The organism is Streptomyces sp. NBC_01267 (assembly GCF_036241575.1).
Taxonomy (GTDB): Bacteria; Actinomycetota; Actinomycetes; order Streptomycetales; family Streptomycetaceae; genus Streptomyces.
The window spans coordinates 3,850,302-3,873,954 of the sequence record NZ_CP108455.1 but is presented as its reverse complement, the minus strand read 5'-3'; the positions used below and the strand labels follow the sequence as shown (position 1 = coordinate 3,873,954).

At 69.9% G+C, this 23,653-nt stretch carries 26 protein-coding genes; 14 read left to right on the top strand and 12 right to left on the bottom strand.

Going from position 1 to position 23,653, the window contains the following annotated elements; genetic code table 11:
- Positions 1–94: 94 nt before the first annotated feature.
- From OG709_RS17795 to OG709_RS17785, 3 genes are all read right to left on the bottom strand, one after another.
- Positions 95–706 (bottom strand): PadR family transcriptional regulator, encoded by a 612-nt coding sequence (locus OG709_RS17795; protein ID WP_250302415.1) that lies wholly within the window; start codon positions 704–706, stop codon positions 95–97.
- 43 nt (positions 707–749) lie between these two features.
- Positions 750–1,445, bottom strand: coding sequence for a hypothetical protein (locus tag OG709_RS17790; RefSeq protein ID WP_266641986.1), 696 nt, complete (start codon positions 1,443–1,445; stop codon positions 750–752).
- Positions 1,446–1,623: 178 nt separating this feature from the next.
- Entirely contained in the window at positions 1,624–3,264 is a 1,641-nt protein-coding gene (locus tag OG709_RS17785) for a Stk1 family PASTA domain-containing Ser/Thr kinase (protein WP_266641987.1), read from the bottom strand.
- A gap of 334 nt (positions 3,265–3,598) precedes the next feature.
- Here OG709_RS17785 and OG709_RS17780 point away from each other — a divergent pair, with 334 nt between their 5' ends.
- On the top strand, positions 3,599–5,254 hold the full coding sequence (locus tag OG709_RS17780; RefSeq protein WP_250302417.1) for a protein kinase domain-containing protein: 1,656 nt from the start codon (positions 3,599–3,601) through the stop codon (positions 5,252–5,254).
- A gap of 72 nt (positions 5,255–5,326) precedes the next feature.
- Here OG709_RS17780 and OG709_RS17775 read toward each other — a convergent pair whose 3' ends face one another.
- From OG709_RS17775 to OG709_RS17765, 3 genes are all read right to left on the bottom strand, one after another.
- The gene (locus tag OG709_RS17775; RefSeq protein ID WP_250302418.1) at positions 5,327–6,328 is read right to left on the bottom strand and encodes a phosphotransferase; all 1,002 of its coding nucleotides are present in this window, start codon (positions 6,326–6,328) and stop codon (positions 5,327–5,329) included.
- Positions 6,329–6,359: 31 nt separating this feature from the next.
- Positions 6,360–6,782, bottom strand: a complete 423-nt coding sequence (locus OG709_RS17770; RefSeq protein WP_250302419.1) for a pyridoxamine 5'-phosphate oxidase family protein — start codon at positions 6,780–6,782, stop codon at positions 6,360–6,362.
- 188 nt (positions 6,783–6,970) lie between these two features.
- Entirely contained in the window at positions 6,971–7,630 is a 660-nt protein-coding gene (locus OG709_RS17765; protein ID WP_250302420.1) for a response regulator, read from the bottom strand.
- Between the two features lie 326 nt (positions 7,631–7,956).
- Here OG709_RS17765 and pdhA point away from each other — a divergent pair, with 326 nt between their 5' ends.
- From pdhA to OG709_RS17745, 4 genes are all read left to right on the top strand, one after another.
- A complete protein-coding gene (gene pdhA / locus OG709_RS17760; protein ID WP_250302421.1) occupies positions 7,957–9,117 on the top strand; it encodes a pyruvate dehydrogenase (acetyl-transferring) E1 component subunit alpha in 1,161 nt (386 codons plus the stop codon).
- A 2-nt stretch (positions 9,118–9,119) separates the two neighbouring features.
- Positions 9,120–10,100 (top strand): alpha-ketoacid dehydrogenase subunit beta, encoded by a 981-nt coding sequence (locus OG709_RS17755; protein ID WP_250302422.1) that lies wholly within the window; start codon positions 9,120–9,122, stop codon positions 10,098–10,100.
- A 14-nt stretch (positions 10,101–10,114) separates the two neighbouring features.
- Positions 10,115–11,554, top strand: a complete 1,440-nt coding sequence (locus OG709_RS17750; RefSeq protein WP_329166881.1) for a dihydrolipoamide acetyltransferase family protein — start codon at positions 10,115–10,117, stop codon at positions 11,552–11,554.
- A 444-nt stretch (positions 11,555–11,998) separates the two neighbouring features.
- A complete protein-coding gene (locus OG709_RS17745) occupies positions 11,999–12,982 on the top strand; it encodes a protein-glutamine glutaminase family protein (protein ID WP_250302438.1) in 984 nt (327 codons plus the stop codon).
- A 34-nt stretch (positions 12,983–13,016) separates the two neighbouring features.
- Here the strand turns inward: OG709_RS17745 and OG709_RS17740 are convergent, their stop codons facing one another.
- Positions 13,017–13,652, bottom strand: a complete 636-nt coding sequence (locus OG709_RS17740; protein ID WP_329166879.1) for a DNA-binding protein — start codon at positions 13,650–13,652, stop codon at positions 13,017–13,019.
- Positions 13,653–13,972: 320 nt separating this feature from the next.
- Here OG709_RS17740 and OG709_RS17735 point away from each other — a divergent pair, with 320 nt between their 5' ends.
- Positions 13,973–14,626 carry a GntR family transcriptional regulator gene (locus OG709_RS17735; RefSeq protein ID WP_250302439.1) on the top strand — a complete coding sequence of 218 codons (654 nt, stop codon included), beginning with the start codon at positions 13,973–13,975 and terminating at the stop codon, positions 14,624–14,626.
- The gene (locus tag OG709_RS17730; RefSeq protein ID WP_266641995.1) at positions 14,623–15,936 is read left to right on the top strand and encodes an MFS transporter; all 1,314 of its coding nucleotides are present in this window, start codon (positions 14,623–14,625) and stop codon (positions 15,934–15,936) included. The genes OG709_RS17735 and OG709_RS17730 overlap by 4 nt, the downstream gene beginning before the upstream one ends.
- Positions 15,937–15,964: 28 nt before the next feature.
- Here OG709_RS17730 and OG709_RS17725 read toward each other — a convergent pair whose 3' ends face one another.
- A complete protein-coding gene (locus OG709_RS17725; RefSeq protein WP_250302441.1) occupies positions 15,965–16,789 on the bottom strand; it encodes a maleylpyruvate isomerase family mycothiol-dependent enzyme in 825 nt (274 codons plus the stop codon).
- A gap of 179 nt (positions 16,790–16,968) precedes the next feature.
- On the opposite strand from OG709_RS17725, the gene OG709_RS17720 reads away from it, so the two are divergent.
- Both OG709_RS17720 and OG709_RS17715 read left to right on the top strand, forming a co-directional pair.
- Positions 16,969–17,814, top strand: coding sequence for a carbon-nitrogen family hydrolase (locus OG709_RS17720; protein ID WP_266641996.1), 846 nt, complete (start codon positions 16,969–16,971; stop codon positions 17,812–17,814).
- A 67-nt stretch (positions 17,815–17,881) separates the two neighbouring features.
- Entirely contained in the window at positions 17,882–18,265 is a 384-nt protein-coding gene (locus OG709_RS17715; RefSeq protein WP_250302443.1) for a class I SAM-dependent methyltransferase, read from the top strand.
- A gap of 74 nt (positions 18,266–18,339) precedes the next feature.
- On the opposite strand, the gene OG709_RS17710 is transcribed toward OG709_RS17715, so the two are convergent.
- A complete protein-coding gene (locus tag OG709_RS17710) occupies positions 18,340–18,855 on the bottom strand; it encodes an LURP-one-related/scramblase family protein (RefSeq protein WP_329166875.1) in 516 nt (171 codons plus the stop codon).
- 388 nt (positions 18,856–19,243) lie between these two features.
- Between OG709_RS17710 and OG709_RS17705 the strand changes: the two genes are divergently transcribed.
- On the top strand, positions 19,244–19,474 hold the full coding sequence (locus OG709_RS17705) for a Scr1 family TA system antitoxin-like transcriptional regulator (protein WP_266641998.1): 231 nt from the start codon (positions 19,244–19,246) through the stop codon (positions 19,472–19,474).
- A gap of 11 nt (positions 19,475–19,485) precedes the next feature.
- Entirely contained in the window at positions 19,486–19,683 is a 198-nt protein-coding gene (locus tag OG709_RS17700) for a DUF397 domain-containing protein (protein WP_250302446.1), read from the top strand.
- A gap of 22 nt (positions 19,684–19,705) precedes the next feature.
- Here OG709_RS17700 and OG709_RS17695 read toward each other — a convergent pair whose 3' ends face one another.
- From OG709_RS17695 to OG709_RS17685, 3 genes are all read right to left on the bottom strand, one after another.
- Positions 19,706–19,870 (bottom strand): hypothetical protein, encoded by a 165-nt coding sequence (locus OG709_RS17695; RefSeq protein ID WP_250302447.1) that lies wholly within the window; start codon positions 19,868–19,870, stop codon positions 19,706–19,708.
- A gap of 113 nt (positions 19,871–19,983) precedes the next feature.
- Positions 19,984–20,454, bottom strand: a complete 471-nt coding sequence (locus tag OG709_RS17690) for an NUDIX domain-containing protein (protein ID WP_250302448.1) — start codon at positions 20,452–20,454, stop codon at positions 19,984–19,986.
- Positions 20,455–20,458: 4 nt separating this feature from the next.
- Entirely contained in the window at positions 20,459–21,199 is a 741-nt protein-coding gene (locus tag OG709_RS17685) for a helix-turn-helix domain-containing protein (RefSeq protein WP_250302449.1), read from the bottom strand.
- 115 nt (positions 21,200–21,314) lie between these two features.
- On the opposite strand from OG709_RS17685, the gene OG709_RS17680 reads away from it, so the two are divergent.
- From OG709_RS17680 to OG709_RS17670, 3 genes are read left to right on the top strand one after another with little or no spacing between them, the layout of a single operon-like run.
- Positions 21,315–21,512: a hypothetical protein gene (locus tag OG709_RS17680; protein WP_250302450.1), complete on the top strand. Its 198-nt coding sequence runs from the start codon at positions 21,315–21,317 to the stop codon at positions 21,510–21,512.
- Positions 21,513–21,538: 26 nt separating this feature from the next.
- A complete protein-coding gene (locus OG709_RS17675; RefSeq protein ID WP_250302451.1) occupies positions 21,539–21,715 on the top strand; it encodes a hypothetical protein in 177 nt (58 codons plus the stop codon).
- Between the two features lie 34 nt (positions 21,716–21,749).
- Entirely contained in the window at positions 21,750–23,549 is a 1,800-nt protein-coding gene (locus OG709_RS17670; RefSeq protein ID WP_329166868.1) for an NHL domain-containing thioredoxin family protein, read from the top strand.
- Positions 23,550–23,653: the final 104 nt, after the last annotated feature.

Genomic DNA, 23,653 nt, shown 5'->3' with positions numbered 1-23,653 from the left:
GCGGCCGGTGCGGGTCCGGTTCGGGTGGCCGGACAGCGCCCCGGTACGCGGCCCGGCGCGCTCGGTGCGCGAGCGGGCGGGGCCGCGCGTCCGGTCAGCGCCGGGACTTGGCGCGCAGCTTCTTGGCTGCCGGCTTCTGTCCCGGCGCGGTGGGGAGCGGGTCCGTCTGCGCTGCTTCCGCGAGGCGGACCAGGCGGGACTCGCAGTGGTCGAGCCAGCGGGCCTCCGCCTCCGCCTGGAAGATCAGCTGTTCCAGGACGAGCAGCCAGGCCACCTCGTCGCGGTTGGCCGGGGCCGTCTCCAGGGCCTGGGCCTTGAGCCTGGTGTAGTCCTGCATCGCCTTCACCGTGTGATGGCGCTGGGCCTGGATCACCGCGCGGATGTCCACGCCGGGCGCCCCGACGGCCATGGCGAGCTTGATGGCCAGCTCGTCGCGGGCCGGACTGGTGCGGTCGACGGGGGCTCCGTACCAGCCCCGCAGTTCGGTACGGCCCTCGTCGGTGATGGCGTACAGCGCGTGGCCCGCGTCGTCCTCGGAGTCCTGGGAGACCAGTCCGTCGCGCTCCAGACGGCTGAGGGTCGTGTAGACCTGCCCGACGTTCAGGGGCCAGGTGGCACCGGTGCGGGACTCGAACTCGGTACGGAGTTGGGAGCCGTAGCGGGGGCCACGTTCCAGGAGGGCCAGTAGCCCGTGACGGATTGACATACTCAGTATGTATACCGAGTATGCCGGTGGATGCAAACTCCGTTCACCTGCGCAGTCGCATGCCCAGGAAGCCGAGGCCGAGCCCGACCAGGGTGAGTCCGGCCCCCAGCGCCCCTACGCGCGCCGGCAGTGAGCTGGACCGTGCGACGGTCTGGGGCGCGGACTCCTGGGCGGCGACCGCTGCGCCGCTGGGGGTGTGGACCGGGGTGGGGGTGGAGGCCGGTGTCCAGGCGTCCTCGGCGCTGCTGGGGGCCAGGGGCTGGTGTGCGGCCGTCCGTCGGACCGGTGCGGGCGCGGGCGGCGACACCTTCACCCGGGCCGCCGCGCTCGGGCGGGCGCTGAGTCCGGGCGAGGTGGAGGGCGGGACGGAGGGGCCGGTGGTCCGGCCCGGCCGGGTGCGCCCCACCCCGGCCCGCCCGCCGGCGAGCGAGGGCGCGGGGGTCGCGCCGGGCGCCGCGTGGGCGGAGGGGCGGCCGGTGCCGGGGCGGGTCTTCGCCGGGCCGTGGCCACCGTGCGGGCCACGGCTCGGTGCGACGCTCGGGGCGGCGCCCGGTACGGCACCGGGGGCGACGCCGGGAACCGCCCGGGGGATCTCGCCGGGAACCGCGCCCGGGACCGCGCCGGGAAGCGCCCCCGCCGCGGCGCCGGGAACCGCGTCCGCCGCCGCGCTCGGCGCCGTCGGCAGGCTGATTCCGGGCGAGGGGGCTTCGGCGTACACCGCCGCCGGGGACAGAAGCACGGCACACGCCACCAGACCGATCACTGGGGCCCCTCTTTCCCGGCGGAAGGCAGAAAGCAACAACGAATCCAGCGTCACATCCCAGAACATTTCCGGCATCTCAGGAACAGCAAAAGACCCCGCACACACCGAAATGTGTACGGGGCCCGCTGTTCTGCCGACCTACAGACCTACAGACCTACGGTGCGTCCCCTGTGGAGACCTGCACCGTGATGGTGAGGTCCTTGGGGTCGACGTTGGTGCTCGCCGCCGGGTACTGGCTGACGATGACGTCCTGCGCCCACTGCCCGTTGGGGACGTCCTGAATGGTGAGGTGCCAGCCCGCTTTCTGGGCGCAGTCCTTCACCGACCGGATGTCCTTGTACTGGAAGTTGGGCACCAGGATCTTGCTCGGATCGGTGGCGCCCGCGGACGGGGACGTGCACTTCGTCGGGTCGATCGTCCGGTTCCGCTCGGGTCCCCGGTGGCCCGGCTTCGCCGATGCGCCGGCGCTGGGGTCGCCGGCCGCGCTGTTGTCGTCCTTCTTGTTGTTGAAGTGCATCGTCGCGAGCACGCCGCCGACGACCAGCAGCACCACCACGACCGCGCCGACCATGACCGAGGTGTTCCGCCTGCCGCCCCCTGAGCCGTTCCGCCCGGGCGCGGCCGGCGAGATGGCGTACGGCGGCGGGGTCTGCATCCCGTACTGCGGCTGCGGTGCGTACGGCTGGGGCTGCGGTGCCGGTGCCGGGTAGCCGCCCTGCTGGGGGTAGCCGTACGACGGGTCCGGGGCGGGCACGGGTGCCGGGGTCGGCGGGCCGTACGGGCCCGGCTGGTACGGCGTCTGGACCTGGCCGCTCTGCGGCAGCGAGGAGTCCACCGGCGGGAAGACCGCGGAGCCGACACCCGCGCCGCTGGAGGCGGGGCCGCCCCCGATGATCACCGGGGCGGCGGCGGCCCGGCCGGCCGCCATCACCCGCATGCACTCGTCGCTCATGGCCGCCGCCGAGGGGAACCGCTCGTTCGGGTTCTTCTTCAGCGCCCGCGCGACCAGCGCGTCGACCGCCGGGGGGACCGAGTGGTTGATGGACGAGGGAGCGACCGGCTCCTCCTGCACATGCGCGTACGCGATCGCCAGCGGCGAGTCCGCGTCGAACGGCAGGCGGCCGGTCAGCAGCTGGAAGAGCATGATGCCGACCGAGTAGAGGTCGGACCGCGCGTCCACCCCGCGGCCCAGCGCCTGCTCGGGCGAGAGGTACTGCGGGGTGCCCACGACCATGCCGGTCTGCGTCATCGAGGTGACGCCGGACTGCATGGCGCGGGCGATGCCGAAGTCCATGACCTTGACCACGTTGCGCTTGGTCATCATCACGTTGCCCGGCTTGATGTCCCGGTGGACCAGACCCATCTCGTGGCTGGCCTCCAGCGCGGCCAGCACATCGGCGGTGATCTTGAGCGCCTTGTCGGCGGGCATCGCGCCGTACCGGGTGATGTCCGCCTGGAGCACGGAGCCGAGCGGCTGCCCCTCCACGTACTCCATGACGATGTACGGCATCAGCGCGTCGCCGAGGGTGTCCTCGCCGGTGTCGAAGACCGAGACGATGTTGGTGTGGGAGAGCTTGGCGACCGCCTGGGCCTCGCGCCGGAACCGTTCGCGGAACGACTGCTCGCGCCCCAGCTCCGTATGGAGCGTCTTGATGGCGACCTGACGGTCCAGGGCCGCGTCGTACGCCAGGTACACGGACGCCATGCCGCCCTCGCCGAGCAGGTCCCGCAGCTGGTAGCGCCCCCCGGCGACGGAATCTCCCGCGTAGCGGCCCTGCGCGCCGTCCTGGCTCATGACGTGGCTCCCCCTCGGCGCACTGACGTGGCCCGATGTCGCGTGCGGATCGTTGCCTGCTGATCCTGACGTACGGGGAAAGTCTGCCCGAGGCCAGGGGGACGTCAAGCGGGGTGCCCGTTCCGTGACCGTACGCGTATCAAGCGTCTCGCAAGCGTTACAGGAAGCCCGTCGAATTTGCATGGGCGATGCGATTGCGGGTTTGATGGCCGGTCATTGCCGGACCGGGCCCTGCCGCCGAACCTGTAGCGTGACGTGGTACTGGGCCACACGGACCACCGAGCACCATGCGCGTACCACCGCTGACGCGGAACCGACACGACGGCGAGGACTGATGGCACCCGAATCCGAGGCAGGCGGCGGCGGGGTGTCGGACTCGCCGGAGTCGTGGGGCGTCGGCGGACTCGTCGGCGACGGCCGTTACCGGCTGACCTACCGGCTGGGCCGCGGTGGCATGGCCGAGGTGTTCGCGGCCGAGGACGTGCGGCTCGGCCGCACCGTGGCTGTCAAGCTACTCCGTTCCGATCTCGCCGAGGACCCGGTCTCCAAGGCCCGGTTCACCCGCGAGGCACAGTCGGTCGCCGGTCTGAACCACCACGCGGTGGTCGCGGTGTACGACTCGGGCGAGGACTACTGGGGCGGCAACACCGTCCCGTACATCGTGATGGAGCTGGTCGAGGGCCGCACCATCCGCGATCTGCTGATGAACGCCGAGGCCCCGCCGCCCGAGCAGGCGCTGATCATCGTCTCCGGCGTGCTCGAAGCGCTCGCATACTCCCATCAGCACGGCATCGTGCACCGCGACATCAAGCCCGCCAACGTGATCATCACGGACGCCGGCGCGGTCAAGGTGATGGACTTCGGTATCGCCCGCGCCCTGCACGGGGCCGCGTCGACGATGACCCAGACCGGCATGGTCATGGGGACGCCGCAGTACCTCTCCCCCGAGCAGGCGCTCGGCAAGGCCGTCGACCACCGGTCCGACCTGTACGCCACGGGCTGCCTGCTGTACGAACTGCTCGCGCTGCGGCCCCCGTTCACCGGCGAGACCCCGCTGTCGGTGGTCTACCAGCACGTCCAGGACATGCCGGTCCCGCCGTCGCAGGTGGCGGGCGCGGTGCCGCCGGAGCTCGACGGGCTCGTCATGCGCTCCCTCGCGAAGGACCCGGACGACCGGTTCCAGAGCGCCGAGGAGATGCGGGCCCTGGTCGCGTACTCGCTCCAGATGCTCCAGCAGCAGGGCGGTCACACGGGGACGTGGAACACCGGCCCGGTGGCCATGCACGAGGGCAGCCACACCCCGGCGATGGGCACCGCGGCCACCACGGCGCTCGGTCACCCGCAGCACGGCGACACCTCGCAGGGCCCGATCCTGCCGCCGATGAACCCGGACGACGGTTCGTACGACGGTGACGGCAACGGCCGGGGCGGGCGTGGCTGGTTGTGGGTGGTCGCCGCGCTCGCGGTGATCGCCGTCGTGGCGGGCGTCGTCTTCGCGATGGGCGGCTGGGGCATCAACGGCACCGGTGGTTCGACCACCGACAAGTCGCCGTCGCCCACGCAGTCGGACACCAAGAAGCCGAGCGACACCCCGACGGACGACTCCAGCCCGGACACCTCGGCCCCCGGCACGTCGAGCGGCGGCCAGTACCCGGACCGGCCGTCGTACACCCCGTCGAACACCCCGAGCGAGTCGGACCCCGGGGAGCCCTCCTCGCCGCCGCCCTCGACGTCCGGTGGTTCGTCCAGCAGCGGGAGCTCGTCCACGGGCGGGAAGCAGAACGGCGGGAACCAGAACGGCGGTTCGGGGAGCGAGGGTTCCACGTCCTCGGGGTCCCAGAGCGGTGGAAACCAGGACGGTGGTGCGACGAGCACCGGGTCCACCACCGACGGGTCGACCACCGACGGCACCACCTCGGGCACGGGTACGACCACCACCGGCGCGGGCGGCGACCCGGCCGGCGGCGGTACGGCCGCTCCCGGCAACTGACCTGCCCGAACCGGGGATCCGCCCGAGCCGCCCTTCGCGAGCCGACCTGCCCGACCTGTCCGACCTGCTCGGTCAGCTCGCGAAGGCCTCGCACACCGCCTCGTACTCGCGGGTCCACCACACCACCAGGGCCGACGCCGCGGGGAACAGCGGGTCGGCCCTGCGGTCGTGGAGCTGGTAGCGCCAGCGCAGTATCCAGAAGTCGTTCAGCCGCTCCCACCACACCCGGTGTACGGCCGCGGCCAGTTCCGTGGCGCAGACGGCGGCTGCCCGCCGGTACGCGCGGGCGTACGCCCGCACCTTGGCCAGTTCCAGTTCGCCGGTGGGCTGCACGAAGAAGATCACCGCGGCCCGCACCACTTCCTCGGCGCGCGGTTTCACGCCCAGTCGGTCCCAGTCGATGATCGCGGCGGGCTCGGCGCCCCGGTAGAGCAGATTCAGCGGATGGAAGTCCCCGTGCACCCAGCCGCGCGCGGTGCCCGGCGGCGGCCTGCGGTGCGCGTGCCGTTCCAGGAGCCTCCGGCGCTCCCGGAGGCGGTGCTCCGCCAGCTCGTCGAAGGTGTCCCGGGCGGAGCGCCCGCCTGCCAGGCCCAGCAGCGCGTCGATGACGTCGAAGGTGTCCGAGGGGTCGGCACTCTCGTGCTCGGGCGGGGCCGTCTCGGCCTCCATCACCTGTTCCAGGCCGGTGTGCACCAGCCCCAGCAGCGCGCCGAGCCGCTGTGAACCCGCCGTGGAGAGCTGGGCGCCGTCCCGGTGCCGTCCGTCGATCCAGGGGTGGAGCGCGTAGCACCGGCCGCCGAGCACGGTGACGGTGTCGCCGTCCGTGTCGGCCAGGGGCGGGGCGACGGGGACCCCGAGGGCCTGCAGGCGCTGGGTGGCGCGGTGCTGGCGGCTGATCGCGGCCGGGTCGCCGTCGAGATGGTGCTTGAGGAAGAAGTCGCCGTGGGTGGTGGCAAGGCGGTAGCCGCGGTTCAGCAGGCCCTGGGCGACGGGTTCGCAGGAGAGTGGGGAGCCCGCGGATCCGTAGCGGCGCAGTAGATCCTTCACGGGCGGTGTTGCATATGAGCGCGGCACTCGCCAGATGTTAGATCACGCAGAGCGTGCGTCAGATCACGGAGAGGGGTGTGAGGGAGTCCGAAGCCGGGTACTCCATCCGGTCCAGCGTCGCGAACTGGGGCCTGATGCGCAGATAGACCGCCTCGTACGGTTCCCCGTTCACCTCCGCGGGGGCCGGTTCGAAGCGGGCGAACTCCTCCGGTGCGGGCTTGGTCAGTTCGGCGGTGCCGGTGAACTGGACCGACCAGAGGTGTGCGTCCCCGGAGCCCAGGTTGTCGGCCGCGTAGGCGACGACGCTTCCCGCGCAGGCATCGTGGTGCCCGTGGCCCGCGTGCATCCGCAGGACGACGCAGCCGTCCGACACGATGTGCTGGGCGACGGCCAGGAAGGGCAGCGCGCGCATGCTGGCGGAGACCCGGCCGTACGACACACGGCTGAGCAGGGCGATGGCGCGGAGTTCCTCGATGGGCATGGCTTCCACTGTCCGCCCCGGGCGCGATGCCCGTAAGGGGACAGCTGCCTCAGGATTCGGGACATAGGTCCCGAATAAGTTGCGCGGAACCGACTCGGTTCCGGGGCGGACCGACGCCGGTTCGGCGAGGAGCCGTCCGGGCCGCTGAGGGAGATCAGCTCGGTCCCGTACGGGAGACCGGCGCCGTCTCAGTTCCGTTCGGCCTGGATGCGGGCCACGAACGCGGCGGCCTGGGAGCGCCGTTCCATGCCCAGCTTGGAGAGCAGACTGGAGACGTAATTCTTGATCGTTTTCTCTGCGAGATGCAGCCGCTCGCCGATGACCCGGTTCGTCAGTCCCTCGCCGATCAGATCGAGAATCTTGCGTTCCTGGTCGGTGAGGCTCGCCAGCCGGGAGTCCCGTTTGCTGCTGCCACCGTCGCGGAGCCGCTCCAGCACCCGGGCGGTGGCCACCGGATCGAGCAGCGACTTCCCGGCCGCGACATCCCGTACGGCCGAGAGCAGCTCACTGCCGCGGATCGCCTTCAGTACGTAGCCGGACGCGCCCGCCATGATCGCGTCGAAAAGCGCCTCGTCGTCGGAGAAAGAGGTCAGCATCAGACATTTGATGTTCTCGTCGGCCGAGCGGATCTCGCGGCAGACCTCGACCCCGCTGCCGTCCGGCAGCCGTACGTCGAGCACCGCGACATCGGGTCTGGTGGCGGGGATCCGGGCGAGGGCGTCCGCCGCGGTGCCCGCCTCGCCGACGATCTCGATGTCCTCTTCGAGCGCCAGAAGCTCATGAACCCCACGACGGACCACTTCATGGTCATCAAGGAGAAATACACTGATTTTTCCGTCTTCGCGCACGGAAACCAGTTTCCCACACGAACTCTTCCCGTGCCCGGGGTGCGCGTTATAACGTGCCCCTGTTCCGGCGGCCTGCAAGGCTGTGACCAGTGATTGTTCGCCCATTTTTCGATTTACTTGGAAATCCAAGCAAAATCGCAGGTCAAATGGGGTTTCGCAGTTCCGCGACGCACTGGGTAACGTGCCTTTGACAGGGTGCTCGCCGGGGCACCTGTCACGCCTGTTCCGGCCTTTTCGCACCCACCCCGTGCGGGGGTACGGATCCAGGCGAGCCGCACTGGCCTTACCGGCAACCCCGGGGGCCGGACCGACGGAGGAGCACGCACGTGACCGTGGAGAGCACTGCCGCGCCGCGCAAGCCGCGACGCAGCAGCAAGCGAGCCGGCGCCGCGAAGACGCCGCAGGCGTCCGAGCCCCAGCTCGTACAGCTGCTGACGCCCGAGGGCGAGCGCATCGAGCACCCCGAGTACGAAGTGGATCTCACGCCAGAGGAGCTGCGCGGTCTCTACCGGGACATGGTCCTGACGCGCCGCTTCGACGCCGAGGCCACCTCCCTGCAGCGCCAGGGGGAGCTGGGCCTGTGGGCCTCGCTGCTCGGCCAGGAAGCCGCCCAGATCGGTTCGGGCCGGGCCCTGCGGGACGACGACTACGTCTTCCCGACCTACCGGGAGCACGGCGTCGCCTGGTGCCGTGGGGTCGACCCCACCAATCTGCTGGGCATGTTCCGCGGTGTGAATCACGGCGGCTGGGACCCCAACAGCAACAACTTCCACCTGTACACCATCGTCATCGGTTCGCAGACGCTGCACGCGACCGGCTACGCGATGGGCATCGCCAAGGACGGCGCGGACTCCGCGGTCGTCGCGTACTTCGGTGACGGCGCGTCCAGCCAGGGCGACGTGGCGGAGGCGTTCACCTTCTCGGCGGTCTACAACGCCCCGGTGGTCTTCTTCTGCCAGAACAACCAGTGGGCGATCTCCGAGCCCACCGAGAAGCAGATGCGGGTGCCGCTCTACAAGCGGGCCCAGGGCTTCGGCTTCCCCGGCGTTCGGGTCGACGGTAACGACGTCCTGGCCTGCCTGGCCGTCACCAGGTCGGCGCTGGAGCGGGCCCGCCGGGGTGAGGGCCCCACGCTGGTGGAGGCGTTCACGTACCGGATGGGTGCGCACACCACGTCCGACGACCCGACGAAGTACCGCTCGGACGACGAGCGGTCGGCGTGGGAGGCCAAGGACCCGATCCAGCGGCTGAAGACGTACCTGGAGAAGCAGAAGTTCGCCGACGAGGCGTTCTTCACCGAGCTGGAGAGCGAGAGCGAAGCGCTCGGCAAGCGGGTCCGTGAGGCCGTCCGGTCGATGCCGGACCCGGACACGATGGCCATGTTCGAGCACACCCATGCGGACGGCCACGCGCTGGTCGACGAGGAACGCGCGCAGTTCGCCGCCTACCAGGCGTCCTTCGCCGACTCGGCCGAGGAGGACAACTGATCATGGCCGCGAAAAGCATGAGCATCGCGAAGGCGCTCAACGAGTCGCTGCGCAAGGCGCTCGACACCGACCCCAAGGTCCTCATCATGGGTGAGGACGTCGGCAAACTCGGCGGCGTCTTCCGGATCACCGACGGGCTGCACAAGGACTTCGGCGAGGGCCGGGTCATCGACACCCCGCTCGCCGAGTCCGGCATCGTCGGTACGGCGATCGGTCTGGCCCTGCGCGGCTACCGCCCGGTCGTGGAGATCCAGTTCGACGGTTTCGTCTTCCCGGCGTACGACCAGATCGTCACGCAGCTGGCGAAGATGCACGCCCGTGCGCTCGGCAAGATCAAGCTCCCGGTCGTCGTCCGTATCCCGTACGGCGGTGGCATCGGCGCGGTCGAGCACCACTCCGAGTCGCCCGAGGCGCTCTTCGCGCACGTGGCGGGCCTCAAGGTCGTCTCGCCGTCCAATCCTTCGGACGCGTACTGGATGATGCAGCAGGCCATCCAGAGCGACGACCCCATCATCTTCTTCGAGCCGAAGCGACGATACTGGGACAAGGGCGAGGTCGATGTCGACGCGATCCCGCACCAGCTGCACAAGGCCCGCGTCGCCCGTGAGGGATCGGACCTGACGCTCGCCGCGTACGGCCCGATGGTCAAGGTCTGCCTGGAGGCGGCGGCAGCGGCGGCCGAGGAGGGCAAGTCCCTCGAAGTCGTCGATCTGCGGTCGATGTCCCCGATCGACTTCGACACCGTGCAGACCTCGGTGGAGAAGACGCGGAGGCTGGTCGTGGTGCACGAGGCGCCGGTGTTCCTCGGTACGGGCGCGGAGATCGCCGCCCGGATCACCGAGCGGTGCTTCTACCACCTGGAGGCACCGGTGCTGCGGGTCGGCGGATTCCACGTCCCGTACCCGCCGGCGCGCCTGGAGGACGAGTACCTGCCGGGCCTGGACCGGGTGCTCGACGCCGTCGACCGCTCGCTTGCGTACTGAGGAGCGCCGTGACCATGACTGATATTGCGATCCCGGTCCGAGAGTTCAAGATGCCCGACGTGGGCGAGGGGCTCACCGAGGCGGAGATCCTCAAGTGGTACGTCGCGCCGGGTGACACGGTGACGGACGGCCAGGTCGTGTGCGAGGTCGAGACGGCGAAGGCGGCGGTCGAGCTGCCCATCCCGTTCGACGGGGTGGTGCGTGAGCTGCGGTTCGCAGAGGGCACCACGGTCGATGTCGGCCAGGTGATCATCACGGTGGGCGGGGCGCCCGGTTCGGAACCCGAGCCCGTCGCTGAGCCCGCGGCTGCTGTCGCGGACCAGCCGGAGGCGGCCGGCGAGGCGGCGAAGCCCGCCGCGCGGCAGCCGGTCCTGGTCGGGTACGGCGTCGCCGAGTCCTCCACGAAGCGCCGCCCGCGCAAGGGCGCGGCGCCGGAGCCGGAGGCCGCGCCGGAGGGGACGTACTACGCGCCGCCCGCTACTGCGCCCTCGCCGGTGCCCGTAGCCCCGGAGGTGCCCGTGAACGGTCACACTTCGGGCCGTCCGCTGGCGAAGCCGCCGGTCCGCAAGCTGGCCAAGGACCTGGGCATCGATCTGACGACGGTCACGCCGTCGGGTCCGGACGGGATCATCACCCGCGAGGACATCCACGCGGCAGCGGCGCCGGTCGCGCAGCAGCCGGAGCCGGTGGTGGTGGAGGGACAGGTGCAGGAGCAGGAGCGGGTGGCCGTGGTGGCCCCCGTTTCTCCGGACGCCCGGGAGACCCGTATCCCGGTCAAGGGCGTTCGGAAGGTCACCGCGCAGGCGATGGTGGACAGTGCGTTCACGGCGCCGCATGTGACGGAGTTCGTGACGCTCGATGTGACACGCACGATGAAGCTGGTCGCGGAGCTGAAGCTGGACCGGGAGTTCGAGGGGCTGCGGGTGAACCCGCTGCTGCTGATCGCGAAGGCGGTGCTGGTCGCGGTCCGGCGTAACCCTGCGGTGAACTCGGCCTGGGACGAGGCGAACCAGGAGATCGTCCAGAAGCACTACGTGAACCTGGGCATCGCCGCGGCCACCCCGCGGGGTCTCCTCGTGCCGAACATCAAGGACGCGCACGCCAAGACCCTGCCGGAGCTGGCCCGTTCGCTGGGCGAGCTGGTCGCCACGGCCCGCGAGGGCAAGACGTCGCCTGCGGCGATGCAGGGCGGCACGGTGACCATCACCAACGTGGGCGTCTTCGGCGTCGACACCGGCACGCCGATCCTCAACCCGGGCGAGTCCGCGATCCTCGCGGTCGGCGCGATCAAGCTCCAGCCCTGGGTCCACAAGGGCAAGGTCAAGCCCCGCCAGGTCACCACCCTGGCGCTCTCCTTCGACCACCGCCTCATCGACGGCGAACTCGGCTCGAAGTTCCTCGCCGACATCGCAGCAGTCCTGGAACAGCCGAAGCGGCTGATCACCTGGGCGTAGCCGGGCGCAGTGGCCCGAGCAGCTGACCGGCCCCCGGACGTGAGACGCGTCCGGGGGCCGCGCTGTGTGCACGGCCCCGCGCACTCGACCAGGGCGCTCGGAACCTCATCGGCCCAGGCCGGCGAGGCCCGTCGTCGCGTGGCGGACGATGGACGTGACGGGTCCCGCTGTCCGGATGACGCCCGCCGCGTGGGACGCGTTTCGTGTCCACATAGCGAGCTGCGCAACTTCCTGACCGCCGACGACCGGACACAGTGGTCGGAATCCTGCCCACTCTCCACAGATGTGGCGGACGGATTGCCCCGGAGGTCTGCCCTGGTGGACGGTGACAGGCCCCGCCGGAGTCCGTGATGATGGAAGGTCAGCCCGTCGTACGGCGGAGAAGGGGAGCGGTTGATGCGCCGGTCGGCTCGTGACGAGACATATGCGCGGGGGACAGCCCGCGTGCTGAAGCCCGCTCCGGACCGGGCGGGACACCCGACCGCGCGGCCGGGTTCCCCCCGGCCCACCCACCCCTCGGACGTGCCGGCGTTCGGGGGCAGTGCGGGCAATGCGGCGGTCAACGCGGTGATCCAGCGCATGCAGGCGCCGGGCGACAAGCGCAAGAGGTCCGGATCACCGGAGGGCCAGGAGCCGTCGAAGCAGGTGCGGGAAGCCGCGTCGTCCTCCTCGGATGTGGAGACTTCCTCCGAGGAGGAAGTGGAGGATCCGTTCTCGGCGCGGAACGTGCACCAGCTCGGCAACGAGCAGGACCGGTTGACCGGACTGCTGGAGCAGATGGACGAAAAGGGTGCTCCCGAGCACATCAAGCAGACCGTTGTGGACAAGCTGGCCATTCTTTCCCTGCTGCGGAACCTGGCTCCCATGCGGTCGGTGGAGACCGTGCACGAGGCCATCAGGCTCGTCAGCAGGAAACCGGACAGCCCGGCGAAGTCCAAGTATCTGGCGAAGCTCGACGATCAGCTCACCTTCCTTGCCGAGGAGCTTCCATCCGCAGGCCCTCCGAGCGCAAAGACCCTCCAGGACATGTGGCCGCAGCTTGCTCCCGCCTTCGGCAGCGGCGGTCAGGTGGGACAGGACGGTTGTGAGGACCGGGCCCACGCGATCTGCCTGGCCATCGCCCAGCGTTCCCCGGCGATCGCCGCCCACCAACTCTCGAAGCAGTGGGCCACGTCTTCAGGCGCCCGGCTGAACGCGAGTCACCAGTGGAACCACCACGTCGCGGCCTCGGTGACGACCACGGACGGGGTCATGGTCATCGATCCGATCTTCTCCCGCTCGGGTCCGATCGAGCTGAGCCAGTGGATCAACCGCGTTCAGGTGGACCGGAGGAACGTTCACCAGACCGCCTGGGGATTCCTCGGCAAACCGGGTCCGGACAACAAGCCGGACGAGAACAGCGCCGTGGAGTACGTGCCGATGTCCTGAATTCCGGCAAGTCCGGTGTGTGACGCCGCCACCTTCAACCGAGATCGAGGCCGAGGCTGACGGCCGTCGGGTTCAGTACGTACACCGGAGCCCCTTCCGGCGATGCCCCGGCCGGGTGGATGCAGGCGTGTTTGCGCATGAACCGCAGGCACTCGTTGACGCGGTGGACCGACAGGCCGGTCTTGGCCGCGATGGATTCCAGGGGCATCCGCAGCTCGCCGTCGTCGGCCAGGGCCGGGGCGATGGTGACGGCCACGGCCCAGACGTCCTCGGTCACCGAGATACGCGTCTTCCAGCTCGCCAGTACGGCTTCCGCCGTGGGGCGTTCGGGGCGAGGGCCCGGTGCCGGTGCCGGTGTCGGTCCCGGTTGCGCTGGACGCCGTTCGCCCAGCCGGTCCGCGATCCGCCTGGTGGACTGAGCGGTGGCCTGCTGTGCGACGCCCAACTCCCGCTGGGCGAAGAGCATCTCCCTCTGCACGGAAAGGGTTTCGCGTTGCAGGGCGAGATGTTCTCGCTCCATCGCGAGGCGTTCACGCTGTACGGCTGCGAATTCTTCGTCCAGCCGCATGTTGCGTTCCTCCAGGCGGACGATCGCTTCTGCGACCTGTTCCGGTATGGCGTAGGTGACAGGACCGGACGTAGGTAGCGGCTCGGCCTCAACTGTGGGCAAGGAGTAGGACCCCTCCCGCTGGACTGTCCTGATCACTTCGGCGACCCACTTCTTGAACGGCCTGCACTCCGGCCGCCTGCAGGCGTTGACCAGGAGGATCACCCCTTGGAGATTGATGAGTTGCAGATCTCGTCGCCACTCTCTACCCGGACGCCGCAATGTTCATGATTGTGAGTGAAAGGGGCGGATTCTGCTGCGGAGGATCGCCATTAGCCGTATGAAGAGCTGATTGGCCCCCGGTTGCGTCCGCGACGCGACCGCCCGTCCCATCATCCGGACGGCTCTCCCCGACGCATACCTGTTGTATCTATGCTGTGCGCATGCCCATCGCTCCACTGAAACAGCCCCCCGCCGCCGAGCGCGTCTACGCGCACGTCAAGCAGGCCGTACTCGACCGTCACTACGAGGGCGGCACTCTCCTCACCGAGGGTGAGCTCGCCGAGGCCGTGGGGGTGTCCCGTACGCCCGTGCGTGAGGCGCTGCTCAAGCTGGAGGTCGAGGGGCTCATCAAGCTGTACCCGAAGAAGGGCGCCCTGGTCCTCGCCGTTTCCGCGCAGGAGATCCACGACGTCGTCGAGACCCGGCTGCTGGTCGAGGAATTCGCCGCCCGCAAGGCCGTACCCGCCGCGCCCCGGCTCATCGAGCGGCTGGCCGAGCTGCTGGCCGAGCAGACCGCACAGGTGGAGTCCGGCGATCTGGCCGCGGCCGCGCGCACCGACCGCTGTTTCCATGCGGAGATCGTCCGCAGCGCCGGGAACGAGATCCTGTCCCGGCTCTACGACCAGCTGCGCGACCGGCAGCTGCGCATGGGCGTCGCCGTTCTCCACGCGCATCCCGACCGGACCGCCACCACGCTCGCCGAGCACGGCGAGATCCTCGAAGCCCTGCGCGGCGGGGACGCCGACGGCGCCGTCGCCGTGGTCCGCCGGCACGTGACCCGGATCCGGAACCTGGCCCGCGGGGAGGACCGATGAGCGCCGTCACACCCGGTGATCCGCCCGGCATACCCGGCGATCCCCCCGGTGGCCGGCGCGCCGTCGCCGTGTGGTCGATCGGCGTCGCCGTCTACTTCGTGGCGATCGTCTTCCGTACCAGCCTGGGTGTGGCGGGCCTGGACGCCGCCGACCGTTTCCACGTCAACGCCTCGGCCCTGTCCACCTTCTCCATACTCCAGCTGCTCGTCTACGCGGGGATGCAGATACCCGTCGGCCTGCTCGTCGACCGGCTCGGCACCAAGAAGGTGCTGACCATCGGGGTGGTGCTGTTCACGCTGGGTCAGCTCGGCTTCGCCCTCTCGCCCACGTACGGAACGGCCCTCGCCTCCCGCGCCCTGCTCGGCTGCGGTGACGCCATGACCTTCATCAGCGTGCTGCGGCTCGGCAGCCGCTGGTTCCCCGCGCGGCGCGGCCCGATGGTGGCCCAGCTCGCCGGTCTGGTCGGCATGGCGGGCAACCTGGTCTCGACCGTCGTCATCTCCCGGACGCTGCACGGCCTCGGCTGGACCGCCACCTTCGCGGGCAGCTCGCTCGCCGGGGTGCTCGTCCTGGTCGTGATGCTGCTCTTCCTGAAGGACCACCCCGAGGGCTTCGAACCGCCGCCCGCCCAGCACGCCGGAGCCGCCTTCGTGCGCCGGCAGATCGCCGCCTCCTGGCGTGAGCCCGGCACCCGGCTGGGGATGTGGGTGCACTTCACCACCCAGTTCCCCGCGATGTTCTTCCTGCTGCTGTGGGGGATGCCGTTCCTCGTCGAGGCTGAGCATCTGTCCCGGTCCACCGCGGGTGAACTGCTCACCCTGATCGTGCTCTCGAACATGGCCGTGGGCCTGGTGTACGGGCAGATCATCGCCCGGCACCAGGGCGCGCGCGCCCCGATCGCCCTGTCCACGGTGGGCGCCACCGCGCTGTTCTGGGCGGCCACCCTCGCCTACCCCGGCGACCGCGCGCCGATGTGGCTGCTGCTGACCCTGTGCACCGTGCTCGGTGCCTGCGGCCCCGCCTCGATGATCGGCTTCGACTTCGCGCGCCCCGCCAACCCGCCGGAGCGCCAGGGCACCGCGTCCGGCATCGTCAACATGGGTGGTTTCGTCGCCTCGATGACGACGCTGCTCGTGGTCGGCATCCTGCTGGACGCGACCGACGACAACTACCGGATCGCCTTCTGTTCCGTCTTCGTCCTGGAGGCGCTGGGCGTCACCCAGATCCTCCGGTTGCACCGGCGCACCACGCGACGGGAGAGCGAGCGGCTGGTGACCAGCCGGGTGGAGGCGGTGCACGTCCCGGCGTAGGCCCGCTCGCCACGCGCCCGGCAGTGGCTTACGGCGTCACCGCGAACGCCTGGAGGATCGCCGCCGCCAACTCCTGGTCGCCCTCGGCCTTGATCTGGTCGGCGACCGCCGTCGGCCGGACCCGCCCGCAGGCCAGCCGGAAGTAGATGTCCCAGTCCATGGCGATCGTCACCGCGGGACCCAGCGAGGGCGAACCGTCGACCGTGCCCTTGCCCTCGGCGTCCACCCGGACCGTACGCATGAACTCGACGTCCCCGGTGATGTCGAAGACGACCGCGGAACCGTGCGGCGCGCCCGCCTCCTTGGCGACCACCTTCGGCAGCCCCTGTACCAGGACGTCACGGGCGACGTAGGCGCCCGCCGAGTCCAGATTGCCCGGCTTGCCCAGTGTGGTGCGCAGATCCTGCTCGTGCACCCAGACGTCGAACGCGCGCATCCGCATGGCCAGTTCCAGGGTCTGCTCCGCACCGAGCGGCGCGCGGACCATGGTGTCCGGCTTCCGGGTCTCGTTCCGCAGCTGCCGCGAGCGCCGGATGATCGTGTACTCCAGGTCCGCCGTCATCTCCGGCGAGGTGTGGTGGCGCCGTACGTCGACCTGCATCTCCATGTACCGCTGGAGGTCGGTCTTCACATGGAACAGGTCGCGCGGCAGCGTATGGATCGGCCGCGGATCCCCGAGCATTTCGCTCTCCATGCCGATGATGTGGGAAATGATGTCCCGGACGGACCAGTTGGGGCAGGGGGTACCGCGGTTCCACTCGCCCTCGACGAGTGGCGTCACCAACCCGACTATGGCCTCTACGGACTCGGTCCAGGCGTCGGCATAGGTCTGAAGGCTTGGATGGACAGTCACGGGACCCCTCGGAGCGGTGTTCTGCGGTACGGCGGCGTGGTGGTGTCTGAGGCGCTGCTGGGGGTCCTGGGGGCATCCCCCGGAAAGGCACAGTACGCTGCCCAGTGGCACCCCGGCAGTGCTTTCGTGTGACGATCGTAGGCCCGCGTTGACGGCTCGAATGCCAGGACGGTGGTAGTGTGCGCGCCTCTCTCCTCCAGATCGCTGTGAATCCAGCCGAATCGCCCGATTCGCGCCGCTTGCGGGTGGCGGATCTCGTACGGGAACAGTCGGGTGCGGATTTCGTCGTCCTGCCCGAGCTCTGGCCGGTGGGCGCCTTCGCGTTCGAGTCGTTCGCGGCCGAGGCCGAACCGCTCGACGGCCCCACGCACGAGGCGATGGCGAAGGCGGCTTCCGACGCGGCGGTCTGGCTGCACGCGGGCTCGATCGTGGAGCGCGCTCCGGACGGATCGCTCTACAACACCTCCCTGGTCTTCTCCCCCGAGGGCGAGCGGGCCGCCGTCTACCGCAAGATCCACCGCTTCGGCTTCGACAAGGGCGAGGCGGTCCTGATGGCGGCGGGCGAGCAGCCGGTGACGGTGGACCTCCCGGCGGCCACGGTCGGCCTGGCGACCTGTTACGACCTCCGCTTCCCCGAACTCTTCCGTGCGCTCACCGACGCGGGCGCCCAGCTCCTGGTGATCCCGGCGGGCTGGCCCGAACGCCGCCGCGCCCACTGGACGCTGCTCGCGCAGGCCCGCGCGGTGGAGAACCAGTCGTACGTCCTGGCCTGCGGCACCGCCGGTACGCATGCGGGCGTCCAGCAGGCGGGCCACAGCATCGTCGTCGACCCGTGGGGCGAGGTGCTGGCCGAGGCGGGTGCCGACGAGCAGGTCCTGACGGTGGAGCTGGATCCGTCACTCGTCGCCAGGACCCGCGAGCAGTTCCCGGCCCTGAAGGACCGGAGGCTGGGCCTGGCCCCGCCGTCACTGTCACCGGCACAGTCACCACTGTCATCGGCACAGTCACCGCAGCACCGGAGCTGACGAGCCCTTGAGCTGACGCGACGGCGGTGCGGACCGGGCGCAACGGTGGCCCGGTCCGGGCACTACGGTGGCCCGCCATGACCGAACCCGCACGGCCCTCGACATCGAGGACGCCGCACTGCGCGGCGTGGTCGCCTGGTACTCCGTCATCCACACGCCGCCCGAGCTGCTGCCGGGGGTGTTCGCCGAATTCCACCGGGTGCTGGCGCCGGGCGGCCGACTGCTGCTCGCCTTCAAGGCGGGCGACGAACTCCGTCACCTGGACCACGCCTACGGCCACCCCCTGTCGCTCGACGTCCACTGGCTGCCGCCGGACCGGGTCGCCGACATGCTCGCCGGGGCGGGATTCACGGTGGAGTCCCGGCTGCTGCGCGAGGCGAACCGGGACGAGAAGGGTCCGCAGGCGTACATGATGGCCACCAAGTCCCCCGGACAGCCGCGAGATTACTGAGACGGCGAGGTCACGGCCCCCGAAGGGGCCGTTGCCCGACCCGGTGCACCGGCGTCAGTGCTCCCCCCCCGGCGTCAGTGCCCCTCGTGCTCCTTCTCGTGCTTTTCGTGCTCTTTCTCGTGCATGTGGATCACGGAGACCGCGATGGCGATCATCAGCGCCGGGTCGGAGTCCTCACGGACCACATTGACCGCGTACGCGTCGCGCACGCTGAACCACTTCTTCGAGATGTCGGCCAGCAGCTCGTTCTCGTACTCGACCGCGAACTCACGGTCCAGGATGTTCCCGCTGACCTCCAGCTCCGTGCCGTCGACCAGTTTGACGCGGTAGTGGTCGTGCAGCACCGTGAGCTTTTTCTTCCTGACGGTGGCGATCTCCTCGCCGTCCCGCTTCAGGGTCATGGTGTCGCTGATGGCGATCAGCTTCTCCTTGAGCGTGATCAGCACCCGGTGGTCGAGGTCCTTCAGCTCCAGGGTGTCCCGGATACGGAGAACCTTGCCGTCGACGAGGTAGGCCTTCTGGCCGTGCTCGTCCTCGATCCAGTAGTCCTCACCGATGTCGAAGATGCGGTCGCGCACGAGGAATTTCATGCAGATGACGTTACCGCCAGGCCTGTTGGAGAGCAGCAGCCTGTGGATAACTCGCACCAGACGTACTTCCCGGCGGACCCGAAGGCGGCACCGGTGAGCGGGAACCAGCCCCAGCGGTCGGCGCAGGCCCGTACCAGTCCGAGCACCCGCCCGTGCTCGTCGTCGGTGCCCGGAGTGTACGGGTCCGGCGGCCTGGGGTCGGTGTCCCAGGCGCCGATACGGAGAGTGCCCTTCGCGCACAACAGGCGCAGTGCGGCCGGTCCCTCGGTGTGGGCGACGGCGTTCCCGATCAGCTCGGAGGCCAGCAGCTCGGCGAGATCGGCGAGGCCGGGCAGGCGGTGCTCGGTGAGGAGAGCAGTCGGAACGTGCGCGGATCGACGTTCGTATCGTGCCGTTCGACCTGGACGGGTTCGCCGGTATCGGGTACCCGATGCTGTTCGCGGGCGGGCCGGTCCCGCAGCTCGACACCGTCCTCGTGGAGACCGCGCACGGGTCGGCGTTCCTGGACGCCGAGGCGCAGTTGCAGCGCTACCGAGGCTTTCTCGCCAGGCTGGAAGACGCGGCGCTGGGAGTCGTAGAGTCCAGAGCCCTCATCCATCAACTGATGCGTCAGATTTGAGAGTTCCGCAGATGACACAACCCTGTGTGTGGCAGAAGTCTTCGTTCTCCGGGGCGGGGGACGGAGGGGAGTGCGTCGAACTCGCCGCCGTGAACGGCACGGTCCGCCTCCGGGAGAGCGACGCCCCCGCTGACATACTCACGGCCACTCCTGCCGGGCTAGCCTCCCTCATACGGGGATTGCGGGACGAACGTCAGGGCCGGGACTGACTGCCCGCAATTCAGAGGCCGTTCACTCGGCGTCCGCCCTGCCCGACTGCGCAGTGCCGTACATCTCCCTCTCGGCGGCCTCGATCTCCCCCGATGTCAGAGCGCCGTGGATCTCCTCGTTCGCGGCAATCAGCTCTGCGAGGTTGTCTCGTTCGATCTGCCGCCCTGGCCCTGCGGATTCACTCATCCCGTGATTCTGGCAAAGGGGCCCAGAAGAAGTGTGGGGTGAGGTTGCTGGTACGCCCCCTGTGATCCGGAGCAAGGCCGCTCACTCGGTTTGGGCGATCTCTTCCCTCCGGGCTACCCGAGGTACGGCGTGGGCCGGTGTGCCAGGAAGTGCCGGAGCCGAAGCCGCTGGGTGTGGTGCATGGGTAGCGCGTCGAGTTCGGCCGGTGCCACGAAGCGGAGTTGGGTGCTCTCGTCCGAGATGGCAAGAGTGCCACCGACGACGCGCGCCGTGAAGCACACGTTGAACTGCCGCCGAACCTCCCCGTCGCTGTACGCGATGACGTGCCGAGGATCGGTGTACGTGCCGACAAGCCCCGTGATCTCGACATCGAGTCCGGTTTCTTCCTTCACTTCCCGGACGGCCGTTCCGGGCAGCGAATCCCCCATGTCCATCCCACCGCCGGGCAGCGCCCACAAGTCGTTGTCACGGCGCCGCTGGAGCAGGATGTGTCCCTGGCCGTCGGTCACCACGGCGGAGGCCGCCACCACCAGGCTGTTGGGCTCCGGCGCGTTCGGGTCGTCGTAGTACTCGGTCCGTGCCATCGGCTCACCCTTCCACGGGCCGGGCGGTCTCCCACACGGCGTCGAAGCTGTGCGCGTACGTGTCGAGCATGCCCCCGTCAGCGCTGCGTCGAAGGTGCCATACAGGCGCCCGGTACGCGTTCACGCCCCAGGCGTGAGCATTGACCAACGCCTGGTCGTCCGCCCGGTACAGACTGTTGTAGAGCGCGGTCCCATGTGTCCGCAGTTCGATCCCCGGCACCTTCGCCAAGGGCCCGTAGTGCATGAGCGCCAGGCGGCAGCGGGATTCGATGCCATGCCCGAACTCCTCCTCCCGCCCGCGCTGCCGGACGGTCTCACTGTCGGCGTCACCCACGGCGATCCTGACGGCGCAGCCTTCCGCGGCTCGCTCCCGGAGAAGATCGTTGAAGCGGGGGTACGCCTCATGCAGGAACACGGCTGCGTACACGAGCACGTCGATGCGTTCCCGCGCGGCTGCGAAGAGATCCACGAACACGGACACGGGCAGGTCTGCCCGCTGGTCGTACAGGGCCACAAGTTCTTGGCTGACGGCCCGCGCCGCACGAGGCTGTCGTAGCGCCGGCCAGAGGGCGTGGACATCCTCGCCGAGTCTGTGTGCGGCTTTGAGTGCAGTCGTCCGACGCGGTGTACGACCGAGATTGACCCAGCGTTCCACGGATTTCGGATCGACATCTGTCGCGCAGGCCAAGGACGCGTGCGTCCATCCGCCGGAGGCCATCGCAGCCCTCAGGCGTTCGTTCGACATGGACGGTGCCTCCTGACTGTGGGCATTTCCTGGGACGTTCAGCAGTTGCGGGACGTCCCGAAGTGGGAAACGTACGAGGTTCCTCCGTCCGTGCGCAGGAAGCGACGATCGCTGCATGACAGAGCCGACGACGTACAGCACCGCACCGGTGGAACTGCCGATGTGCACGGATCGTGAGCCGACCCCGGTGGCAGGGTGCGTCGGCTGCGGTGAACTGGCTGAGATGCGTGCGCGTGCGCGGGCAGTGGGCGACATGACGACGGTGTCCGACTGCAACGTCTTCATGCGGAGGCATCCGGAGGGGCACGAGTGATCACGCGGGCCGATATCGGTCAGCGTGTGGAGGACGTAGCGGGGCGTGTCGGCATCCTGCGGGACGTGATCGGGGACTACGAAGACCCCGCTGAGGCTCCCGGGAAGCGCCGTAAGCGGGCTGTCGCGTTCCTGTGGCCCGAGGGCGGAGGACGGGAGTGGTCCGTACCGCCCGCAGACGTGACCCGCGTCGTACGGCCGTGATCCGGCCGTCACGGCCGGATGGCACCCTTGAAGCATGAACGATGCGACCCCAGCCCCCGCCACCCCCCGCCGCGCCCGAGTCCGCGCCCCCGAGCTGATCGGCAAGGGCGGCTGGCTCAACACCGGTGGGGTCGACTACACCCTCGCTGACCTGCGAGGGCGCATCGTCATTCTCGATTTTTGGACGTTCTGCTGCATCAACTGCCTGCACGTCCTCGACGAGCTGCGTGAGCTGGAGCAGAAGCACAGCGACACCGTCGTGATCATCGGCGTGCACTCCCCGAAGTTCGTGCACGAGGCCGACCACGAGGCCGTCGTCGACGCCGTCGAGCGGTACGGGGTGCATCACCCCGTGCTCGACGACCCCGAGCTGGCCACCTGGAAGCAGTACGCCGTCCGGGCCTGGCCGACGCTCGTCGTCATCGATCCCGAGGGGTACATCGTCGCGCAGCACGCCGGCGAGGGGCATGCGCACGCGATCGAGACGCTGGTCACCGAGCTGGAGGCCGAGCACGGGGCCAAGGGGACGCTGCGGCGCGGGGACGGGCCGTACGTCGCGCCCGAGCCGGTCGCGACCGATCTGCGGTTCCCCGGGAAGGTCCTCGCGCTGCCGGGCGGGAATCTGCTGGTCTCGGACACCACCCGGCATCAGCTGGTCGAGCTGGCGCCGGACGGCGAGACCGTCGTACGGCGGATCGGCGGGGGTGGTGTCTTCAACGAGCCGCAGGGGCTGGCGCTGCTGCCCGACGGGAAGGTCGCGGTCGCCGACACCGTGCACCACGCCGTCCGTACCTACGCCCCGGAGAGCGGCGACATCGAGCTGATCGCCGGGACCGGGAAGCAGTGGTGGCAGGGCGCGCCGACCAGCGGGCCCGCCACCGAGGTCGCGCTGTCGTCGCCCTGGGACCTCGCCTGGTTCGGCGGGCGGCTGTGGATCGCGATGGCGGGGGTGCACCAGCTCTGGACGTACGACCCGGGGACCGGAACCGTCGAGGTCGCCGCCGGGACCACCAACGAGGGGCTCGTCGACGGACCGGCCGCCGAGGCCTGGTTCGCGCAGCCGTCCGGGCTCGCGGCCACCGCGGACCGGCTGTGGATCGCCGACTCGGAGAACTCCGCACTGCGGTGGATCGACCTCGAAGGGGCCGTGCACACCGCCGTCGGCACCGGGCTCTTCGACTTCGGGCACCGGGACGGCGACGCCGGACAGGCGCTGCTCCAGCACCCGTTGGGGGTGACCGCGCTGCCCGACGGTTCGATGGCGGTGTGCGACACGTACAACCACGCGCTGCGCCGTTACGACCCGGCCACCGGTGAAGTGACCACGCTGGCCACGGATGTGCGGGAGCCGAGCGACGCGGTGCTCGTCGGGGACGACATCGTGGTGGTGGAGTCGGCGCGGCACCGGCTGACCCGGCTGCGGCTGCCCGAGGAGGCTGTACAGGTGGAGAGCGTCGCGCACCGTACGCAGCGGGCCGCCACCGATGTGGCGCCGGGGAAGCTCCGGGTGGACGTGATCTTCCAGGCGCCCGCGGGCCAGAAGCTGGACCTGCGGTACGGCCCGTCCACCCGGCTGCTGGTCTCCTCGACCCCGCCGGAGCTGCTGGCCGCCGGGGACGGGGCAGGTACGGATCTCTTCCGTGACCTGGAGCTGAACCCGGACGTCACCGAGGGGATCCTGCACGTGTCGGCGATGGCCGCGTCCTGCGACGACGACCCTGCCAACGAGTACCCGGCCTGCCATGTGCACCAGCAGGACTGGGGCGTCCCCGTCCGTGTCACGGAGGAGGGGACGGCCCGGCTGCCGCTGGTGCTCGCGGGGATGGACGGCTGACCAGCCGTGACTTGCGGGGGATGGACGGCTGGTCAGCCGCGTCTGTGAGGGGACCAGCCGTGCGGCTCGGGCGGCGGGCGGCTGGTCGACTACCCTCAGGGACA

Coding starts and splice junctions, on each gene's coding strand:
- OG709_RS17785 (WP_266641987.1), bottom strand. CDS start 3,264: ATGAGCCAGGACGGCGCGCAGGGCCGCTACGCGGGAGATTCCGTCGCC.
- OG709_RS17700 (WP_250302446.1), top strand. CDS start 19,486: ATGACACAACCCTGTGTGTGGCAGAAGTCTTCGTTCTCCGGGGCGGGG.
- OG709_RS17680 (WP_250302450.1), top strand. CDS start 21,315: ATGACAGAGCCGACGACGTACAGCACCGCACCGGTGGAACTGCCGATG.
- OG709_RS17735 (WP_250302439.1), top strand. CDS start 13,973: ATGCCCATCGCTCCACTGAAACAGCCCCCCGCCGCCGAGCGCGTCTAC.
- OG709_RS17770 (WP_250302419.1), bottom strand. CDS start 6,782: ATGCCCATCGAGGAACTCCGCGCCATCGCCCTGCTCAGCCGTGTGTCG.
- OG709_RS17780 (WP_250302417.1), top strand. CDS start 3,599: ATGGCACCCGAATCCGAGGCAGGCGGCGGCGGGGTGTCGGACTCGCCG.
- OG709_RS17730 (WP_266641995.1), top strand. CDS start 14,623: ATGAGCGCCGTCACACCCGGTGATCCGCCCGGCATACCCGGCGATCCC.
- OG709_RS17670 (WP_329166868.1), top strand. CDS start 21,750: ATGAACGATGCGACCCCAGCCCCCGCCACCCCCCGCCGCGCCCGAGTC.
- OG709_RS17685 (WP_250302449.1), bottom strand. CDS start 21,199: ATGTCGAACGAACGCCTGAGGGCTGCGATGGCCTCCGGCGGATGGACG.
- OG709_RS17750 (WP_329166881.1), top strand. CDS start 10,115: ATGACTGATATTGCGATCCCGGTCCGAGAGTTCAAGATGCCCGACGTG.
- OG709_RS17795 (WP_250302415.1), bottom strand. CDS start 706: ATGTCAATCCGTCACGGGCTACTGGCCCTCCTGGAACGTGGCCCCCGC.
- OG709_RS17695 (WP_250302447.1), bottom strand. CDS start 19,870: ATGAGTGAATCCGCAGGGCCAGGGCGGCAGATCGAACGAGACAACCTC.
- OG709_RS17690 (WP_250302448.1), bottom strand. CDS start 20,454: ATGGCACGGACCGAGTACTACGACGACCCGAACGCGCCGGAGCCCAAC.
- OG709_RS17755 (WP_250302422.1), top strand. CDS start 9,120: ATGGCCGCGAAAAGCATGAGCATCGCGAAGGCGCTCAACGAGTCGCTG.
- OG709_RS17710 (WP_329166875.1), bottom strand. CDS start 18,855: ATGAAATTCCTCGTGCGCGACCGCATCTTCGACATCGGTGAGGACTAC.